Genomic DNA, 17,787 nt, shown 5'->3' with positions numbered 1-17,787 from the left:
GCAATCGCATTGAAAAATCGGTCCATAACCCCTATCTTCTGGCTATTCAAGGCCGGATCCGGCTGTGCCGGACGCGGCCTCAACCCTCTACGTGAGCTGGAACATGGAGTTCAAGGACTACTACAGCATTCTCGGGGTGGAACAGGGCGCGTCCGACGACGACATCCGCAAGGCGTACCGCAAGCTCGCCCGCAAATATCACCCCGACGTCAGCAAGGAAAGCGACGCCGAAACCCGCATGCGCGACGTGAACGAAGCGTACGACGTGCTGCGCGACGCCGAAAAGCGCCAGGCCTACGACAATCTCGCGGCAGGCGTGTCGCCCGGCGGCGGCTTCCAGCCTCCGCCCGGCTGGGACGAAGGCTTCGAGTTCCACCGCGGCGCGGCGCCCGGCGACGAGGCGCAATTCAGCGAGTTCTTTTCGTCGCTCTTTGGTGGGCGGGGCGGCCGGCATGGCGCGCGGCAACAGGAGTTCCGCGCGCGCGGCGAGGACCACCACGCCGCGATCGAGGTCGACCTGGAAGACGCGATCAAGGGCGCCACGCGCGACATCAGCCTGCGTTCCATGCAGATGGACGACCAGGGCCGCGCGCACATGCAAAGCCGCACGCTCAGCGTCAAGATTCCGGCAGGCGTGCGCGAAGGCCAGTACATCCGGCTGGCGGGGCAGGGCATGCCGGGCTACGGCGGCGGCGACAACGGCGACCTGTATCTGGAGGTGCGCTTCAAGCCGCATCCGCGCTACCGCGCCGAAGGGCGCGATCTCTACATGACGCTGCCGGTCGCGCCCTGGGAAGCCGCGCTGGGCGCCAGCGTCAAGGCGCCCACGCCGGGCGGCACGGTCGAAGTGTCCGTCCCCCCCGGTTCCGGCACCGGCCGCAAGCTGCGGCTGCGCGGACGCGGCATTCCGGGCGATCCGCCGGGCGACCTGTACCTGGTCCTTGACCTGGTGCTGCCGCCCGCCGACAGCGACGCCGCCAAGGCCGCCTACCGCAAGCTGCAGCAGGACCTGCCCTTCAACCCGCGCCGCAACCTGGGGGTCTGAGCATGAAAAAGATAGTGATCACCAGCGCCACCGTCGTGGGCAAGTCGCAGCCGCTCAGCGCCGACGACCTGGCCCGCGCCTGCGGCGCCGAAGTGGAATGGGTGGCCCAGCTGGTCGAGGTCGGCATCGTCAACGCCAGCGGCAGCGGCCCCTCGGAATGGCGCTTCTACAGCGTGGACCTGCAGCGCGCCCTGCACGCGCGCCGGCTCGAGCACGACTTTGGCGCGGGCCTGGACGCCGTGGCCCTCATCCTGGACCTGAGCCAGGAGGTGCGCCGGCTGAAGTCGCAACTGCGGGCGTTGGGGGCGATGCCCTGAGCGCGCGGGCCACGCGGGCCACGCGATAGCGCGCGTGCGGCGATAGGTAAAATGGGCGCCTGCCGCACTACGTAGAAGCAATGAGCGCCTTGGAGACTCCCCCCGACGCCGCGCGCGCCCCGTCTGGCAGCGCGCGCATCGATGGACTGAAATCGTGTCTGCCGGTCATGATCGGCTACTTTCCGGTGGCCGTGACCTTCGGTATTGCCGGCGTCGCGGCCGGCCTGACGCCGCTGCAGGTCGTCCTGATTTCCGTGCTGGTCTACGCCGGCGCCAGCCAATTCCTGTTGCTGGCCTCCATCAAGGCGGGAACGCCCTGGCTCTGGGTGGTGGCGCTGTGCTCGCTGCTGAACGCGCGGCACCTGCTCTACGGCCCGCTGCTGTCCCGCTTCCTGCCCGCGGCGCTGCGCGATCGCCTGAAGGTCGCCTTCCTGCTGACCGACGAAGTCTTTGCCACCGCCTTCAACCGCCTGCAGGCCGTCGAACCCGGCCGCCGCCAGGGGTGGATGATTGCGCTGGGCCTGGGCGCATGGCTGACCTGGATCGCCGGCACGGCCGTGGGCGTGTACGCCGGCGATGGCCTGGAGAAACACTATCCGATGCTTTCGCAGGTCATGCGTTTTGCGCTGCCGGCGCTGTTCATGGCGCTGGTGTGCCAGAGCGCGCGGCGCGGCATGGGATGGCCCATCCTGGCCGCCGTGGGCGGGGCCGGGCTGATTGCCGCGCTGGGATACACCAGCCTTGCCATCCTGGCCGGCGCGGTTATCGGCTGCGCCGCCTATCGCATGAAGAGGCCCGCATGAACACCCATGGCTTGGAATTCTGGGGCGCCGTCATCGCGATGGCGGTCATCACGTACCTCACGCGCGCGCTGCCTTTCATGCTGTCCGAGCGCAGCCGGCTGCTGCGGCGGCTGTCCCGCGAAGGCTCGGCGTTGTCCGCGCTGGGTCCGTCGCTGCTCGCGGGCATCGCGGCCGCCGTCATCGTGCCCGATCTGCTGGGGGCGGCGGACGAGGCGGCCCGCATCGCGCCGTACGTGGGCGGGCTGGCAGTTACCGGCGTTGCCGCGCGCCTGGTCAGCAATACGGGCGTCGCGGTGCTGCTCGGCATGGGCGGGTACGGGGTATTGCTGGCCTTGGCGGCCTAGTAAGCGCGCGAGGCGTCAGGCGCCGCCCTGGATGCGCGTTTGCAGATGATCGCGCCATGCGTCGGGGCGGCCCAGATAGCGGCTGGGTTCGAGCAGCGTGAACACGCCTTCGCGCTCCAGCGCCAGCGTCGGAAAACCCGTGCCGCCCACCTGCGCCAGCAATCGGCGGCTGGCGGCAATATGCGCGGCCGTCTCGTCGCCCTCGGCCTTGGCGTAGGCGGCGTCGAAGGCGCCGGCGTCCAGGCCGATATCTGCAGCCAGCGCGCGCAGCACGGCGGGGTCGGCGATGCGCAGGCCTTGAACGTAATGCGCGCGTTGGAGGCGGCGCAGCAGGTCCAGGCCGCGGCCGGCCAAGGTTTGCGCGGCCAGGATGGCGGTGGTGGGCGGTTCCGAATCGAACACGGCGCCGGTGTCGCGTAGCAGACCGTCGAAGTAGTCCTTGCCGAACGGCTGGCCCGTCAGGCCGGCGATGCGTTCGTCGTGCGGCATGACATAACGGCGCAGGGCGTCGGTGACCGGCTGGCGGTTGCTGCCCGTCATCATGCCGCCGCCATGGGGCTCGATGTGAAGGCCCGCGATGCCGCGGGCGGCCTCCACCAGCGGCGCGGCGCCATAGCACCAGCCGCAAAGCGGATCGAAGATGTAATGCAGGGTGGGGGAGGCGGTAGTCATGGCGCCATCGTAGACGGCGCGGGGCGCGGGCGCATAGGCCTGCGCAGTACCCAGAGTGTTGCAGCGGCCGTGCAGATTGCCTGCACGGCCGGGTTTCATCAGCCGGTGAACTGCACGCCGATCCAGAAAAGGCCGGCGGCCAGCAGCATCGAGGCGGGCAGGGTCAGCACCCACGCCAGCAGAATGTTGCGCACGGTGTTGCCCTGCAGTCCGGACTTGTTGGCGATCATGGTGCCCGCCACGCCGGAGGACAGCACGTGGGTCGTCGACACCGGCAGGCTGAAGACGTTGGCCAGCCCGATGGCGCCCACGGCGGTCAGCTGCGCCGACATGCCTTGCGCGTACGTCATGCCTTGCTTGCCGATCTTTTCTCCCACGGTCAGCACCACGCGGCGCCAGCCGACCATGGTGCCCGCGCCGAGCGCCAGCGCCACGGCCACGATTACCCACAGGGGCGCGTACTCGGTGGTGGCGGTCAGGTCCGCGCGCAGCCGTTGCAGGTCGGCGGCCTCGCGGGCGGGCAGCCCTTCCAGGCGGGCCACCTTCTTGGCGGTGTCGTCCAGGCACAGCAGGTAACGGCGCACGTCGATGCGCTTCTGCGCGGACAGGTCGGCGTAGTTGGACACGCCGTGCAGGTCTTTTTGCAGCGCCATGATGGTCGGCACGGTCAGCGTGGGATCGCAGCGGAAGTTGGCCGGCAGTTCTTCCTGCATGTCGGCGCGGCGCAGCGACAGGTAGTCGCCCAGCAGCGCCTCGTTGCGCTGGTAGAACACCAGCAGGTGGTTGGCCGCGTCGCGCGTGCGTTCGATCTGGTAGGTGGTGCTGTGGGTGTCCAGCACGAAATTGGCGGGCACGATGCCGATCAGCACCAGCATGATGAGGCCGATGCCCTTCTGCCCGTCGTTCGAGCCGTGCACGAAGCTCACGCCCATGGCCGACAGGACCAGCACCAGGCGGTTCCAGAATGGCGGGTGCTTCTTGTTGTCGATGGCGCGGCGCTGTTCGGGCGTCTTGTGCATCTTGGACAGCGGCAGCCAGCGCTTGAGCGCCAGCAGCAGCAAGCCGGCCACGGCAAAGCCGGCGATGGGCGAGGCGACCAGCGACATGCCGATGTCGATGGCTTTGCCCCAGTTCACCCCTTCGCCCAGCGGCAGGTCGGTGATGAGCGCATTGGCCAGGCCCACGCCCAGGATCGAGCCGATCAGCGTGTGCGAGCTGGAGGCGGGAATGCCGAAGTACCAGGTGCCCAGGTTCCAGGCGATGGCCGCCGCCAGCATGGCGAACACCATCGCAAGCCCGCGGCCGGTATCGACATTGATCAGCAGTTCGACGGGCAGCAGATGGACGATGGCGTAGGCGACGCCCACGCCGCCCAGCAACACGCCCAGAAAGTTGAAGATGCCGGACAGGACCACCGCCAGGTGGGGCGGCATGGCCTTGGTGTAGATGACGGTTGCCACGGCGTTCGCCGTGTCATGAAAGCCGTTGATGAATTCGAAGGCCAGGACGAATGTCAGGGCCAGCACAAGACTGAGGCCAACCCAAAGGTCTAGGCCGTGGAAGAGGTCGAACATGGGGGAGGGGGCGAGGTTCCGGCGAGAATGCCCCGATTATTGCAGATTTATGACCTGTCCCTGAATGAAGCGGCCCCCAAATCTTAGAACTTCGAATATTGGAATTCGATCTCCATGGGTTTGCCCAGATTGGCGGAGGTATCCGCCTGGATGACCATCACGGCCAGGATGCCGAGATACAGCAGGCAGAGCCAGAGTGTCCGTTTCATGGGCGGAATACCTCGGCGATCTTCTGATTGACGCGGAGCCAGCCCAGCTCGCCCAGATGCTGCACGTCGCGCAGCGTGCCCACCTCGAAGGGCGCGTCATACATATCCATGCAGGTCATCGCGTAGGTCTGGCACAGGCCCGCGACCTGACGCTGGATCGGGTCGAACCGGTCCAGGTCCTTGAAGACCATGGGGTGCAGGGGCTGCATGACGAACAGCGCATTGACCTCGTGCTGGCGCAGCAGCGCCATCAGGGCGGCCAGTTCGCGCAGTTCGTCGCGCCCGGTCAGGGGTTGCGGCTGGTAGGCGGTCTTGCCGCCGGCGGGGATGGTGCGCAAATACTTGTTGAAAAATTCGTCACGCACGGCATAGCGGTTGTCCGTCATCAGCGCCTGTTCGGCGGCCTGGGCTTCGGCGGCCAGCGCGTCCCAATCCACGACGCGGGCCGCCATCGCCGGGCCCTCGCGCTCCGGTTCGGGGGCGGGCGCGGCATACGCCGGCGCCCACAGGCCCGCCAGGCGTTGGCGGAACACGTACGCCTGTTCGGCCGCCATCGACCAGTACACGCCCGCGTCCGCCTTGGCGTCCAGCCAGCGCATGACCTCGGTCCGGCCATCGGGCTGGCGCAGCAGGCGCGGCAACAACGGGTTGGCGTGTTCCTTGAATTCGTCCGGTCCCAGTCCGCCGTCGCCATCAAACCAGCCGGGCGACAACATCACCACCACGCGCGAGGCCGGCGACAGGTCGTCGGCCAGCGCCGCCAGCACGAACTGCATGCCCAGCGACTGAAAACCCGAATGACCGTATGCCAGTACGGGCATCTGCAGTTCATCGGCCAGGAAGCGGTATGGCACGAAGCGCAGGTCGTTGCTGGTGAGCTCCGACGAGCCCAGGATCACCAGCCGGTCGCCCGTGCGCAGTGCCTGGCTGAGCCGCGACAGGTTGCGCGTCTGCTCGTCCAGCGTATTGCCCAGGTTGGGAATGTAGAGGCCCGGCGCGGCGGCGGGCACCGGTTCGGTCTTCAAGGCCAGCGTGTGCAGGGCCGCCCAGCCGGCCACGGCCGCGGCGGACAGGGCCAGCGCCGCGGCAAGCGCGTGCTGCCGGAGAGTGCGTGTGAACATGGAAAACCTGAAAATGCGCCGCGCCGCGATATTGGGCCGGGATTGTTAGCGGATGTTATCCAGCGCCCATGACGCGAACAAGCGCGGGAAACCCTGGGCGGCGGGCGGTTTCCCCTTTTTGCGACACTTGGCGCCGCCGACCCCGCCGCATGCCGCCTTAGAGAATGCGATAGCATCGATGTCGCGCGGCCGTCCGGCAAGCCACGGCGGCCGCGCTGCCTGCCGCCGCCGCGGCGCTTCATTGCCGGATTCCCCGCTACGCCATGACCCACATTGCCCGCATCGCCCGCAGCCACTCCGACGAACTCATCGTGGGCCTGGTGTCCGTTTCCGACCGCGCCTCCACCGGCGCCTATCAGGACCAAGGACTGCCCGCGCTGCGCGAGTGGCTGGGCGGGGCGCTGGCCTCGCCGTGGCAGGCGGTCGACCGGCTGATTCCCGACGAGCCGGCCCGCATCTCCGAGACCCTGATCGAGCTGGTCGACGGCTGCGGCTGCGATCTCGTCCTGACGACCGGCGGCACCGGCCCGGCGCGGCGCGACGTCACGCCCGAGGCCACGCTGGCCGTCGGCACCAAGGAAATGCCTGGTTTTGGCGAACAGATGCGCCAGATCAGCCTGCGCTTCGTGCCCACGGCCATCCTGTCGCGGCAGGTGGCCGTCATCCGCGAAACGGACGGCCATGCCGCCCTGATCGTGAACCTTCCCGGCCAGCCCAAGTCCATCCGCGAGACGCTGGAAGGCTTGAAGGGCGATGACGGCGCCGTGCTGGTGCCCGGCATCTTCGCCTCCATCCCGTACTGCATCGACCTCATCGGCGGTCCCTACGCCGAGACGCGTCCCGAGGTCATCGCGGCCTTCCGCCCCAAGTCCGCCCGCCGCCCGCCGCAGGCGTGAAGCCGCCTCGGCCGGGCGTTGCCGGGCCAAGGCGCCAAAAGACCGTGCGGTATAGTTGGCCGCCCCGATCAATCCCTACCGACCGAGAGTTTCCATCGTCATGAAGGCTCGTATCATCCTGTCCCTTACCGTCCTGGCTGCCCTGACCGCCTGCGCCAACGTCAAAGACGTCCGCGACCGCGAGCCCGTCTTCTACGGTTCGACCGCGCGCACCGCCCAGGACTACACGCAATGCGTGGCGGACGCCTGGAAGGGGCTGGGCGTCAATTTCGAACAGAAGCCGGTGCGCAATGGTTACGAGCTCATTCTGCACGGCAGCCTGGGCGTCGAGGCCGTCATGACGACGACCCACTGGCAGGGCAAGACCGAGACCCGCCTGTCCACGCGCATCGCCCGCCGCGACCAGACCATCATCGAACCGGCCAACCTGTGCCTGTAAGCCCCATGTTCGAACGCCGCGATGTCCTGCGCGCCGGGCTGGCCGCGGCCAGCCTGTGCCTGGCCTGGCCCGCGCGGGCGCAGCAGGGCAGCTACATCGGCCGCAAGCTCGACGCCCGCGTGCCGGGCGGGGTGGCCGTCCTGACGCTGGGCGACGCGGCCAGCGCGCCCGAGGTCACATACCAGGACCGGCGCGTGCTGGTGGTGCGCGAACAGGGCAAGCAGTGGATCGCCGTGGTCGGCATCCCGCTCAGCGTGAAGCCGGGCCAGGAGCACGTCCAGGTCAAGGACGCCGCCGGCACGCGCCAGGTGGCCTTCTCGGTGGGGGCCAAGGATTACGTCGCCCAGCACATCACGCTCAAGAACCGGCGCCAGGTGGATCCGAACCCGGACGATCTCAAGCGCATCGAACGCGAGCTGGCCGAGCAGATCGAGGCCTACCGCGGCTTTCGTGCCGGCGTCACGCCCAGCAACCTGATCCTGGACCGGCCCGTCAACGGCGGACGCCTGTCCAGCCCGTTCGGCCTGCGCCGCTTCTTCAACGGCCAGGAACGCAATCCCCATTCAGGCCTGGATTTCGCTGTGCCGGCCGGAACGCCCATCAAGGCGCCGGCTGCCGGGGTGGTGGTGCTGGTGGGGGATTACTTCTTCAATGGCAAGACGGTGTTCCTGGACCATGGCCAGGGATTGATCAGCATGTTCTGCCACATGTCGGCCGTCGACGTGAAAGTCGGCGACGAGGTGCCGCGCGGCGGCGTGATGGGCAAGGTGGGTGCGACCGGGCGGGCGACGGGCCCGCACCTGCACTGGAACGTCAGCCTGAACGATGCGCGCATCGATCCGGCGATCTTCATTGGGGCGTTCAAGCCCTGACGAACGGCGGGGATCGGGGGCGGGCCGGGTTCAGGCCTGCTCTGCCGCCAGCGCGATGCGCTTGAGCACGTATTGGTGCATGCGCTCGGCGTATTCCATCTGCTGCTGCACGCTGCGTTGGCCGGCTTCCTGGTCGTCCAGGCAGTTGTCGTATTTGGTCTTGGCTTCGGCGTAGGTCAGGCCAGTGTTGCGCAGGCTGTTGATGAAGGCCTCGCGCGACTGGCGCAGCAGGCGCAGGCCTTCCTCGCCCTTCGCGAATCTTCTTCGCGCCAGGGCAAGCTGGTCTGCGGCGGCTTGCAATTCTTCTTTCAGGTCCATCGTGCTTCGTGCGTATCCGGCCTGGCGTTGCGCCAGGCGAGGGAGCGCCATTCTTTCATGAACGGGCGTTCCACGCATTACGGCAGGACGCGAATCGGGCTTTAGGATTCGCGAAAAGTGGGTGCCGGGCGCCGGCATGAAGCCGGCCCGGGCGGCCGGCTTAGCGGCGGTATTGCTGGGGACGATGCGGGGCGGGAGCGCGTTCGTCCTTGTGGCGGAAGTTGATCCGGCCCTTGGTCAGGTCGTACGGGGACATTTCCAGGGTGACGCGATCGCCCGCGAGGATGCGGATGCGGTGCTTGCGGATACGGCCGGATGCGTAGGCGCCGACTTCGATGCCGTTGTCCAGTTTGACGCGGTAGCGGCTATCGGGCAGCACTTCGTCAACGATGCCATCCAATTCGATGAGTTCTTCTTTAGCCATGCTCTACTCCTTGATCAAAACGCGCAGCCATGCCGGCGGCATGAGGCGCCGCGCAAGGCGGCAAGCGCGTCGGACTCGGATAAACCGGTCCAGCGGTTTGAACGCAAAAAAACGTTCGGGCAAGCGTGGGTATGGGCCACGGCATCCGAAGGGATGTCTGAAATGGCGGATACTCGCGCCCTGAGGTAAGTGCGCGCGGTGCGCGCCGGGGTCGCGGCGTGGGTGCTGCGGGCACCTGGCCGGAAGAAGCGGGGTTGCAGCGGTAGCGGCAACGCCTGGCGCCACGAGGACTGCAGCGGCGTGCTGGGCAGTGACGGGGGGCGCCCAATAAAAAACCGGATCTCGTTCGCGTCGCTGACGTTCATTCAGTAGCGCCCTTTGGTGGGCGCTACAGGTTGGCACGCAGGATGACCGAAGTCCGGTTTTTGCGGAAAAATCACGGTCTTATGTTACTGCAAAGCGGGCGGTTTAGCCAGCTTTTATGCCAGATCGGCCCGTGATAGTTGCGCTTGAACGACTCTAGCGCCGGGGGATGCGGCGCTGGTACTCGGCCTCCCAGGCGGCATTGGCCGACCAGAACGGGCCCGGATCGCGGCCGGCCAGCCGGGCCGCGAGTACGTTCAGATGCGTGTGCCAGCCGCCCGCCACGTCGACCATGTCGTCCCGGGTGGCAAGCTTGCGGTGGGTGAGGACGAGTAGGGCGGAATCTGCTTTTGGGGACAGTTCGAACATCACCTCGGATGGCGCGCCCGCCGATCCGCCCCAGGTGTAACTCAAGAGGTGCGGCGGTTCGCACCGGGTGATGAGGCCTTGCGTGGTGAGGCCTTCCTCGTAGGGCTTGTAGGCCTCGGGCGTCGGTTCGCGCACGGAGGACAGGTCGGCATGCAGGAACCGCAGCGTGACGCCGCCCCCCTCCATCAGGTCCATGTCGCCTGAAGCCAGCCACTGGCCGCGCTTGTCGGATTCGGTCAGCCAGGCCCACACCTCGTCCACGCTGGCCGGCAGCGTGCGCGTGAAACGCAGGGTGGCGGGGTCCAGTACGACGCCAAAGTCGCTCATATCAGTCTCCTGTGAAGTCCGGAGCCGGACGTGGGTTCATCTTCCGTGTGAAAAGGTCAGTGGCGGCACCTGCGGATCGTGCTCGGGCGCTTCATCCATGGCGCCGGGATGCTGGGGCAGCGCATCCGTGATGTCGTACCACGGCGCCTTGCTCGCGACATGGTAATGCGCCTCGGGTTTGACGCCCGGATCGTCGTCCAGCGGGCCCAGCGGCAGGCCGTAGACGTCGGGCGTCTGGTCAAAGCGGCTGAGCAGGGGCGTGCCGCAGGCCTCGCAGAAGCCCCGGTAGTTGCCGGGCGACGAGGCGTACCAGGTCACATGGTCTTCCCCCTGGGTCCAGGCAAAATCCTTGGACTGGACCGTTGCGCGGCTGCGGAAGGCCGCGCCATGCGTCTTGCGGCACATCACGCAATGGCAGTTCAGGGCGTCGGTGAGCGGACCGTTGATCTCGTAGGCGACACGGCCGCAGAGGCAGGAACCTTTGATCATGATGAGCGCCAGGCAGGTTGGGGAATAACCCCAATATACCCGCGGCGCCGGGCGTCGGCTCCCGCTTTTGAGCCGGATGTCTTTCAGATCGTTGCTGCGTCGGGGTTTCCGCCGGATGCCGGGCAACGCGCGGCATCCGGGCCGGGCAGCGGTCAGGCGGCGGGCTGTGCCGCCTGCAGCGCATGGAACGCGGGCAGGGCCAAGAGGGCCGCCAGCCGTGCCGCGTCAATGTCCGCCTGCGTCACCGCGGCGCGCGGCATCAGGAAGTTCACGGTGCCCAGGCACGCGCCGCCATAGACGACCGGCACGTTGATGACGGATTTCAAGCCCAGTTCGCGGATGGCGTCGTGGTCGTTGAAGAACTCGCGGATGGCGTCCTCTCCCTGGCCGACGAACACCTGCTGCTCGAGCAGGACGTGCCGGCCCCAGGCCGTGCCGGTCTTGTCCTTGCTCCCGCCCGGCGGGTAGGCCTGCGGGTTCGAGCTATACAGCCGCACCACGCGCATGGCGCTGGCGTCGTAACGATTCACGGTGCACAGCGTGTGCGCGAGGGCGAGCCCGGCGTAGGCATCGATGGCCTGAAAGGCCGCCTGCGCATTGCCCTGCGCGTACGCCTGGCCGATGGCTTGCACGCCCGTGGCGGCCGGGCTGAGGGCGTGGTCCGTCATTCCGCGGTGATGCCCAGTTCTTTGATCAACTTGCCGTACTTGTCGGCATCGCGCGCCAGGATCTGGCCGAACTGCTCGGGCGTGGTGTCGGTCAGCAGCACGCCCATGTCGCCCATCTTCTTGATGACATCGGGCCGCTTCAGAATCACGTTGATCTCGCGGTTCAGCCGGGCCGTCAGTTCGGGCGGCATGCCGGCCGGGCCAAACGCGCCGTACCAGACCGCCAATTCATAGCCGGGCAGCGTTTCGGCTACGGTGGGCACATCGGGCAGCAGCGGCGAGCGCTGTTCTTCCGTGACGGCCAGCAGCTTGAGCTTGCCCGACTGCACGTGCGGCAGCGTCTGCGTGCCAGCGCTGAACAGCACCTGCGTGCGCCCGGCCACGGTGTCCAGCACCGCAGGCGCGCCGCCGCGGTAGGGGATGTGCATCATCTTCACGCCGGCGGCCTTCTCGAACAGGACGGCGCTCAGGTGGTTGGTCGAGCCCTGTCCCGCCGAGGCATAGGCCACGTTGTCGGGATTGGCCTTCATGTAGGCGATGAATTCCTTCAGGTTCGAGGCCGGCACCGACGGATGCACCACCATCGTGTTGGTCACGAGGGCTAACTCGGCGATCGGCGTGAAATCCTTCACGCCGTCGAACGGCATGTTGGAATAGAGCGCTTGGTTCATCGTGTGGGTGCTCATCGAGCCCACCAGCAGCGTGTAGCCGTCCGGCTTGGCGCGCGCCACGAACGCCGTGCCGATGTTGCCGGACGCGCCCGAACGGTTTTCCACGATCACGGGCTGGCCCAGCGATTGCGTCAGGCCTTCGGACAACACGCGCGCCAGGATATCCGTGGAGCCGCCGGCCGCCCACGGCACGACCAGCGTGATGGGCTTTTCGGGCCACGCGGCCTGCGAAAGCGCGGGCGCGGCCATCGCCAGTCCCAGCGCGAACGTGCGCAGCAGTCGTTTGAGTTGCAGTGTCATGGTGTTTACCCCTTGCGTAGTGTCCGGCTTCTGAGAGCCGGTCGAAAGAAAAAGTGATTTAGCGGCCGACGGCGTATCCCTGCATGCCACGGGGATTGGCGGCGGCGCGCAGCAGCAGGCGTCCGCCCGCAGCGGGTTCGCGCGTGCAGGCGCTGATGCGGCCTTCGGACCAGTTCGGTCCTACCTTGACGTCGTGACCGGCCGCGCGCAGCGCGTCCAGCGTGGCCGCGGGCATGCGCGACTCCACCGTCAGCCGGTTCAGCGTCAGCGCGCGCGGCCAGAACGAGCCTGGAAAGTGATCGATATGCCAGGACGGCGCCTCGATCGCCGCCTGCAGGTTCATGCCCATGGCGTGCCGCAGGAAGAACGCGACGGTCCATTGGTCCTGCTGATCGCCGCCCGGCGTGCCGAACGCCATGTAAGGCTGGCCGTCGCGCAGCGCAAGGCCTGGCGACAGCGTGGTGCAGGGGCGCTTGCCCGGCTGCAGCTGGCCCGGCACGCCATCGTCCAGCCAGGTCATCTGCAGGCGCGTCGTCAGCGAAAAGCCCAGCGCGGGCACCACGGGACTTGACGACAGCCAGCCGCCCGACGGCGTGGCGGCCACCATGTTGCCGTCGCGGTCGATGACGTCGATCTGGCAGGTGTCGCCCACGAACAATTCGCGCGAGGCCCATTCGTCGACGGGCGGCAACGCCGCGAAGGTCGGTTCGCCCACGCCGTAGCGCGTGTCCGAGGCGGCCAGTGTGCGGATGGCGGCGTCCAGGTCGGGCAGGCGCGGCGGCAGGCCGCCCGGACTGCCGGGTTGCAGGGTGTGGCAGGCGCGGTCGCCGATGGTGGCGGCGCGCGCCCGCGCGTAGTCGTCGCTCAGCAGCGCCGCCAGCGGCACCTGCGCGTGATCGGGATCGCCATACCAGGCGGTGCGGTCGGCAAACGCCAGCTTGGCGGCTTCGGCCACGCGGTGCACGAATTGCGGCGACAGCGGGTCCAGCTTGTCCACGTCAAGGTGGCGCAGCAGCGCCAGCTGTTGCAGATGCACCGGGCCTTGCGACCAGACGCCGCATTTGGCGACCGTGTAGCGGCCATATTGCGTGGTCAGCGGTTCGTCGTAGGTGGCGCGCCAATCGGCCAGGTCGGCCTTGCGCAGCAGCCCGCGGTTGCGCTGGCCGGTGGTGTCCAGCGCGGCCTCGTTGGTGTAGAAACTGTCGATCGCATCGGCGACGAAACCCCGGTACCACACGTCCAGCGCCGCATCGATGCGGCCGCGCCGGTCGGTGCTGGCGGCGTGGGCTTCGTCCAGGATGCGGGTGTAGGTGGCCGCGATGGCCGGCGTGCGGAACAGCGCGTCGGGGGCGGGCACGCGGCCGCCGGGCAGCCAGACCTCGCCCGAGCTTTTCCATTCGTCGCGAAACAGCGCCTGCACGGCCAGGATCGCCTGCGAGATCCGCGGGACCAGCGGAAAGCCGTCGCGCGCATAGTCGATGGCTGGCCGCAGCACGTCCGCCAGCTCCCATGTGCCGTAATCGCGCAGCAGCGTCAGCCAGGCGCCGAACGCGCCCGGCACCGTGGCGGGCAGCAGGCCGATTCCGGGCACGAGGTCCACACCCAGCTCGCGGAAGTAGGCGGGGGTCGCCAGCGCGGGCGCCGGGCCTTGGCCGCACAGCGCGCGCATGCGCTGCTCGCGTTCGCTCCAGATCAGGATGGGGACTTCACCGCCCGGCCCGTTCAGGTGCGGCTCCACGATCTGCAGCATGAATCCGCCGGCCACGGCCGCGTCGTACGCGTTGCCCCCGCGCTCCAGCACGCTCATGGCCACTTGCGAGGCCAGCCAGTGCGTGGACGAAACCACGCCGTACGTGCCGCGTATTTCAGGTCGGGTGGTGAAGGACGGATTCATCGCGGGATACCGGGAGGGCAGGAAATGATGCGTGCAGTATAGGACTCAGAAATAACTGGTTTTATCTTTATGGGCATAATTGCATAACCAAATGGTTATCTGGAAAACGCCATGAGCCGCGACGCCGTCCGACTTGCCAACCGCCTGAAGCACCGGCACCTGATGCTGCTGGTCAATATCGACCGCCATAAATCGCTGACGCGGGTCGCCGCGCAGACGGGCATTAGCCAGCCCGCGGTCACCAAGTCCCTGGCCGAGCTGGAAGACATCTTTGGCGCGCCCCTGTTCCTGCGCACGGGCAGCGGCCTGCAGCCCACCCAGCTGGGCAATCTGGCGCTGGTGCGGGCGCGTCACATGCTCAGCGATCTGGATCTGTGGGAGCGCGAAGTCGAGGCCTTGCAGGCCGGGCGCTCCGCGCACCTGCACGTGGGCGTGGTGCCGTACGTGTCCAGCGCCTTGCTTACCGCCGCCATCAGCCAATTGCACCAGCGCCACGGCGTAACCCTTAGCCTGCACCGCGCCACGACCGATCATCTGGTGCCGATGCTGCGCCAGCACGAGCTGGACTGCATCATCAGCCGCGCCACGTCCACGGTGATGCACGAAGACCTGATTCATCGCGTGCTGTACCGCCAACGGCCCCGCCTGGTCGCGCACGGCCGGCTGGCCCAGCGGCTGGCGCGGCGCAAGCCCGACTGGGCCGCGGTGGCGGCGCTGGACTGGGTGCTGCCGGCGGCCAATACGCCCACGCGGCAACTGATCGTCGAACACTTCATCCGTGCCGGGCTGCAGCCGCCGTCGCCCGTGCTGGAGGCCTATTCGACGGATGTGATCGAGGGCATCCTGTCGCAGAACGAATCGTCGATTTCGGTGGTGCCCGAAGACATCGCGCGCGAACTTTGCCAGCGGGGCAGGCTGGGCATGGTGCCGTGGGAGTTTGGCTGGGAGCTGCCGCCGATCAACCTGATCCGGAGGAAGCGCGAACAGGCGTTGACGGCCGAGTCGCAGTTTTCCGACATCCTGCTGGACCTCTGCGCAAACGCGGCAGCACCCGTGCCCGCGCAAGCCTGACCTGCACGAGCGGCGTAAGCCTGTCTGGCAAGACATGCACATGTCCTAGGCGCAAAAACGTCGCTTCCCGCCACAGACGAAGTAGCCGGCATCTGGTTAAATGGCTGAAAGGCCACACGGCCCCGGGCAAGCCGCTGCCTTTTGCCGCTTGCCCTTCCAATTCACGGAGCCCCAGATGGCACGATTCAATTTCACCCAGGACCTCGAAGAACCCGATCTGTGGGCGGCGGAAAACGTCCCCGCCGGCGAGGGCCGGCCCCCCATCCACGTCATGATCCAGACTGACGGTGAAGAGCCCGATGCGGGCGCATCCAAGGTGGTCAAGGGCATCCTGGACAACCTGGACGACCAGATTCTGGCCGCGGCCGACTTCCTGCTCGACAACTATTCGTACGAGCACTGCAAAAAGCTGGGCATCGAAGACGACCAGCTCCTGGCCGAAGAAACGGCGGAAGCCATGGCGGAAAAAGCCGTGCTGCGCGCGCTGTGGCTGTTCGACGAAGACGGCGACGGCTACGAGCTCTGGTTCACGCTGCCCTGGGACCCGGTGCACACCTACGACGTCGAGTTCGAGGACGGCGCGCCCGTGTCCTGCTCGGTAAACGACTGACTAAACGACTGACGCCACCCGGCCAGCGGGGCCAAGGTCAGCGCGGCAGTTCGTACCGCGTCGCCAGGCTTTGCCCCAGCGATTCGTCGTACTTGTAGCGCACCTTCAACGGCTTGCCCCGCAAGATGGTGCGCGCCGGCACGTTCTCCAGCGCCACCTCCACCTCCTTGTCCACGAACTCGCCGCAGTCCGTGTCGGCCCTTTCGCCGTCGGGAATGTCGGCGGCTTTTACTTTCAGTTTGAACAGCACCTGCGTCAGCGCCGTGCCGTCGGTCCGGAACTGCCGGTAGGTGGTGGGAAAGGTGGAGACCGTGCCTGTCAGGTCGCAGGAAATGCGGGTCCAGGCATGCGCAGGGGGAATGCAGGCGAACAGGCCGGCGGCAAGCGCCGCCGCCGCGCGGGGCGAGAACAGAAGATTCATGGTGTGCGGGGCCGGGCGCGGCGCCCATGCGCGCCTCGCCGGTGCGTGACGAAAAGGGCTTTTATGTTGCGCCCGGCACTCGCGCCGGTCAAGCGGGCGCGCACCATTGAAAACGGGCCGTTACGGCCCGTTTTTTCATGCGTTCTGGCTGGCGGTCCGCGCCGGTTGCGGGGTCGCGTCCACGGTTCCGGAAACCGTCTCGCCGGCAATCTCGGCGTCCGTATCCGCGGGCAGATCCTCTTCATTGCCTTCCAGCTTGGCGATCACGGCCGTGGCCAGGCTGTTGCCGACCACGTTCGTGGCGGTGCGGCCCATGTCGAAGAACTGGTCGATGCCCATGATGAGCAGCAGGCCGGCTTCGGGCAGGTGGAACATCGGCAGCGTCGCGGCCACCACCACCAGCGAGGCGCGCGCCACGCCGGCCATGCCCTTACTCGTCACCATCAGCACCAGCAGCAGGGTGAGCTGCTGCGTGAAACTCATCTCGATGTTGTAGGCCTGGGCGATGAACAGCACCGCGAACGACTGGTACATCATCGAGCCGTCAAGGTTGAACGAGTAACCCAGCGGCAGCACGAATCCGGAAATGCGCTTGGACACGCCGAACCGCGCCAGCGCCTCGATCGTCTTGGGGTAGGCCGATTCGCTGCTCGCGGTCGAGAACGCCAGCAGGGTCGGCTCCTTGATGAGGCCGCCCAGACGGAACGTGGACTTGCCCAGGAACAGGTAACCGACGCCGAACAGAATCGCCCACAAAAGGGCCAGGCCCAGATAGAACTCACCGATCAGCTTGCCGTAGCTGATCAGTACGCCCAGGCCTTCGGTCGTGATGGCGGCGGCCATCGCGGCGAACACGCCCAGCGGCGCAAAACGCATCACGTAGTCGGTGACGCGGAACATGATCTTGGCCAGCTCGTCGATCATGTTGTAGATCGTGTTGTGGCCCTTGCCGCGGATGAACGACAGTGCGGCGCCGAAGAACAGCGAGAACACCAGGATCTGCAGGATCTCGTTGTTGGCCATCGCTTCGGCGATGCTCTTGGGAAAGACGTGCGCAATGAACGCCTTGAGCGTGAAATCGCCCGTCTTCAGGCCCGATGTCAGCCCCGCGTCTGGAATCGCCAGGTTCATGTGCGCGCCGGGCTGGAAGATGTTGACCAGCGCCAGGCCCAGCAACAGCGAGATCGCCGAGGCGGCGATGAACCAGATCATGGCGCGCATGCCGATGCGGCCCACCGCACTGGCGTCGCTCATGCTGGCCAGGCCGGTCACCAGGGTGGCGAACACGAGCGGCGCGATGATCATCTTGATCATGCGCAGGAAGATGTCGGTGACAAGGCTGAAGTACGAGGCGATGTGCGCCGCCTCTTGCTGGTTCTGCGCGAACTTGTTGCAGAAGTAGCCCACCACGATGCCCAGCACCATGGCGATGCCGATATAACGCGTCAGCTTCTTAGTGTTCATGTTGAATACGGGAAAACGGGAGCCGCCGCTTGGGCCGTGGGGCCAGGTCCGCCGGCATGAAGGCGGGGGCAGGCGGTCCGGTAACGGACATGCCAGGGCTCCGGGT

Annotated in this window: 22 protein-coding genes; 9 read left to right on the top strand and 13 right to left on the bottom strand. The window is 67.2% G+C overall.

What is annotated here, in order from left to right; all coding sequences use genetic code 11:
• Positions 1–103: 103 nt before the first annotated feature.
• The 4 genes from KVT32_RS12875 (at position 104) to KVT32_RS12860 (ending at position 2,509) form a co-directional block, all read left to right on the top strand.
• A complete protein-coding gene (locus KVT32_RS12875; protein WP_152385315.1) occupies positions 104–1,045 on the top strand; it encodes a DnaJ C-terminal domain-containing protein in 942 nt (313 codons plus the stop codon).
• A 2-nt stretch (positions 1,046–1,047) separates the two neighbouring features.
• On the top strand, positions 1,048–1,362 hold the full coding sequence (locus KVT32_RS12870) for a chaperone modulator CbpM (RefSeq protein WP_056326673.1): 315 nt from the start codon (positions 1,048–1,050) through the stop codon (positions 1,360–1,362).
• Positions 1,363–1,442: 80 nt separating this feature from the next.
• Positions 1,443–2,165, top strand: coding sequence for an AzlC family ABC transporter permease (locus tag KVT32_RS12865; RefSeq protein WP_227741284.1), 723 nt, complete (start codon positions 1,443–1,445; stop codon positions 2,163–2,165).
• Entirely contained in the window at positions 2,162–2,509 is a 348-nt protein-coding gene (locus KVT32_RS12860; RefSeq protein ID WP_152382287.1) for an AzlD domain-containing protein, read from the top strand. The genes KVT32_RS12865 and KVT32_RS12860 overlap by 4 nt, the downstream gene beginning before the upstream one ends.
• Before the next feature lie 15 nt (positions 2,510–2,524).
• On the opposite strand, the gene KVT32_RS12855 is transcribed toward KVT32_RS12860, so the two are convergent.
• The 4 genes from KVT32_RS12855 to KVT32_RS12845 all read right to left on the bottom strand — a co-directional run bounded on the left by KVT32_RS12855 (position 2,525) and on the right by KVT32_RS12845 (position 6,085).
• Complete coding sequence (locus KVT32_RS12855) at positions 2,525–3,181, bottom strand: DsbA family protein (protein ID WP_180098090.1); 657 nt, start codon at positions 3,179–3,181, stop codon at positions 2,525–2,527.
• A gap of 98 nt (positions 3,182–3,279) precedes the next feature.
• A complete protein-coding gene (locus tag KVT32_RS12850) occupies positions 3,280–4,755 on the bottom strand; it encodes an inorganic phosphate transporter (RefSeq protein WP_152382285.1) in 1,476 nt (491 codons plus the stop codon).
• A gap of 83 nt (positions 4,756–4,838) precedes the next feature.
• Positions 4,839–4,964, bottom strand: a complete 126-nt coding sequence (locus KVT32_RS32485; protein ID WP_255357224.1) for a hypothetical protein — start codon at positions 4,962–4,964, stop codon at positions 4,839–4,841.
• Positions 4,961–6,085, bottom strand: a complete 1,125-nt coding sequence (locus KVT32_RS12845; protein ID WP_056326679.1) for a D-alanyl-lipoteichoic acid biosynthesis protein DltD — start codon at positions 6,083–6,085, stop codon at positions 4,961–4,963. The genes KVT32_RS32485 and KVT32_RS12845 overlap by 4 nt, the downstream gene beginning before the upstream one ends.
• A 263-nt stretch (positions 6,086–6,348) precedes the next feature.
• On the opposite strand from KVT32_RS12845, the gene mog reads away from it, so the two are divergent.
• The 3 genes from mog to KVT32_RS12830 all read left to right on the top strand — a co-directional run bounded on the left by mog (position 6,349) and on the right by KVT32_RS12830 (position 8,292).
• Positions 6,349–6,981, top strand: coding sequence for a molybdopterin adenylyltransferase (mog, locus tag KVT32_RS12840; RefSeq protein ID WP_217618319.1), 633 nt, complete (start codon positions 6,349–6,351; stop codon positions 6,979–6,981).
• A gap of 100 nt (positions 6,982–7,081) precedes the next feature.
• Positions 7,082–7,420 (top strand): hypothetical protein, encoded by a 339-nt coding sequence (locus KVT32_RS12835; RefSeq protein ID WP_056326686.1) that lies wholly within the window; start codon positions 7,082–7,084, stop codon positions 7,418–7,420.
• 5 nt (positions 7,421–7,425) lie between these two features.
• The gene (locus KVT32_RS12830) at positions 7,426–8,292 is read left to right on the top strand and encodes a peptidoglycan DD-metalloendopeptidase family protein (protein WP_217618318.1); all 867 of its coding nucleotides are present in this window, start codon (positions 7,426–7,428) and stop codon (positions 8,290–8,292) included.
• Positions 8,293–8,322: 30 nt separating this feature from the next.
• Here KVT32_RS12830 and KVT32_RS12825 read toward each other — a convergent pair whose 3' ends face one another.
• The 7 genes from KVT32_RS12825 to KVT32_RS12795 all read right to left on the bottom strand — a co-directional run bounded on the left by KVT32_RS12825 (position 8,323) and on the right by KVT32_RS12795 (position 14,115).
• Positions 8,323–8,610 (bottom strand): hypothetical protein, encoded by a 288-nt coding sequence (locus tag KVT32_RS12825; protein ID WP_056326690.1) that lies wholly within the window; start codon positions 8,608–8,610, stop codon positions 8,323–8,325.
• A gap of 160 nt (positions 8,611–8,770) precedes the next feature.
• Positions 8,771–9,034 (bottom strand): translation initiation factor IF-1, encoded by a 264-nt coding sequence (gene infA / locus KVT32_RS12820; RefSeq protein ID WP_006221179.1) that lies wholly within the window; start codon positions 9,032–9,034, stop codon positions 8,771–8,773.
• Positions 9,035–9,553: 519 nt separating this feature from the next.
• A complete protein-coding gene (locus KVT32_RS12815) occupies positions 9,554–10,093 on the bottom strand; it encodes an SRPBCC family protein (RefSeq protein ID WP_217618317.1) in 540 nt (179 codons plus the stop codon).
• 36 nt (positions 10,094–10,129) lie between these two features.
• Positions 10,130–10,582, bottom strand: coding sequence for a GFA family protein (locus KVT32_RS12810; RefSeq protein WP_056326694.1), 453 nt, complete (start codon positions 10,580–10,582; stop codon positions 10,130–10,132).
• A gap of 152 nt (positions 10,583–10,734) precedes the next feature.
• The gene (locus KVT32_RS12805) at positions 10,735–11,250 is read right to left on the bottom strand and encodes a GAF domain-containing protein (RefSeq protein WP_217618316.1); all 516 of its coding nucleotides are present in this window, start codon (positions 11,248–11,250) and stop codon (positions 10,735–10,737) included.
• Positions 11,247–12,221, bottom strand: coding sequence for a tripartite tricarboxylate transporter substrate binding protein (locus tag KVT32_RS12800; protein ID WP_217618315.1), 975 nt, complete (start codon positions 12,219–12,221; stop codon positions 11,247–11,249). The genes KVT32_RS12805 and KVT32_RS12800 overlap by 4 nt, the downstream gene beginning before the upstream one ends.
• Positions 12,222–12,279: 58 nt before the next feature.
• Complete coding sequence (locus KVT32_RS12795) at positions 12,280–14,115, bottom strand: gamma-glutamyltransferase family protein (RefSeq protein WP_217618314.1); 1,836 nt, start codon at positions 14,113–14,115, stop codon at positions 12,280–12,282.
• A 111-nt stretch (positions 14,116–14,226) separates the two neighbouring features.
• On the opposite strand from KVT32_RS12795, the gene KVT32_RS12790 reads away from it, so the two are divergent.
• Positions 14,227–15,186 (top strand): LysR family transcriptional regulator, encoded by a 960-nt coding sequence (locus KVT32_RS12790; RefSeq protein WP_175155103.1) that lies wholly within the window; start codon positions 14,227–14,229, stop codon positions 15,184–15,186.
• Positions 15,187–15,361: 175 nt separating this feature from the next.
• Positions 15,362–15,796 carry a hypothetical protein gene (locus KVT32_RS12785; RefSeq protein WP_056326704.1) on the top strand — a complete coding sequence of 145 codons (435 nt, stop codon included), beginning with the start codon at positions 15,362–15,364 and terminating at the stop codon, positions 15,794–15,796.
• Between the two features lie 37 nt (positions 15,797–15,833).
• On the opposite strand, the gene KVT32_RS12780 is transcribed toward KVT32_RS12785, so the two are convergent.
• Together KVT32_RS12780 and KVT32_RS12775 are read right to left on the bottom strand one after the other, a co-directional pair.
• Complete coding sequence (locus KVT32_RS12780; protein ID WP_056326706.1) at positions 15,834–16,217, bottom strand: hypothetical protein; 384 nt, start codon at positions 16,215–16,217, stop codon at positions 15,834–15,836.
• 135 nt (positions 16,218–16,352) lie between these two features.
• Positions 16,353–17,681: a dicarboxylate/amino acid:cation symporter gene (locus KVT32_RS12775; protein WP_180098098.1), complete on the bottom strand. Its 1,329-nt coding sequence runs from the start codon at positions 17,679–17,681 to the stop codon at positions 16,353–16,355.
• Between the last annotated feature and the right edge of the window lie 106 nt (positions 17,682–17,787).

This window comes from Achromobacter sp. GbtcB20 (assembly GCF_019091095.1).
GTDB classification, from domain to species: domain Bacteria; phylum Pseudomonadota; class Gammaproteobacteria; order Burkholderiales; family Burkholderiaceae_B; genus Achromobacter; species Achromobacter mucicolens.
The sequence above is the reverse complement of the archived record's forward strand: the minus strand, read 5'-3'. Positions and strand labels throughout refer to the sequence as shown.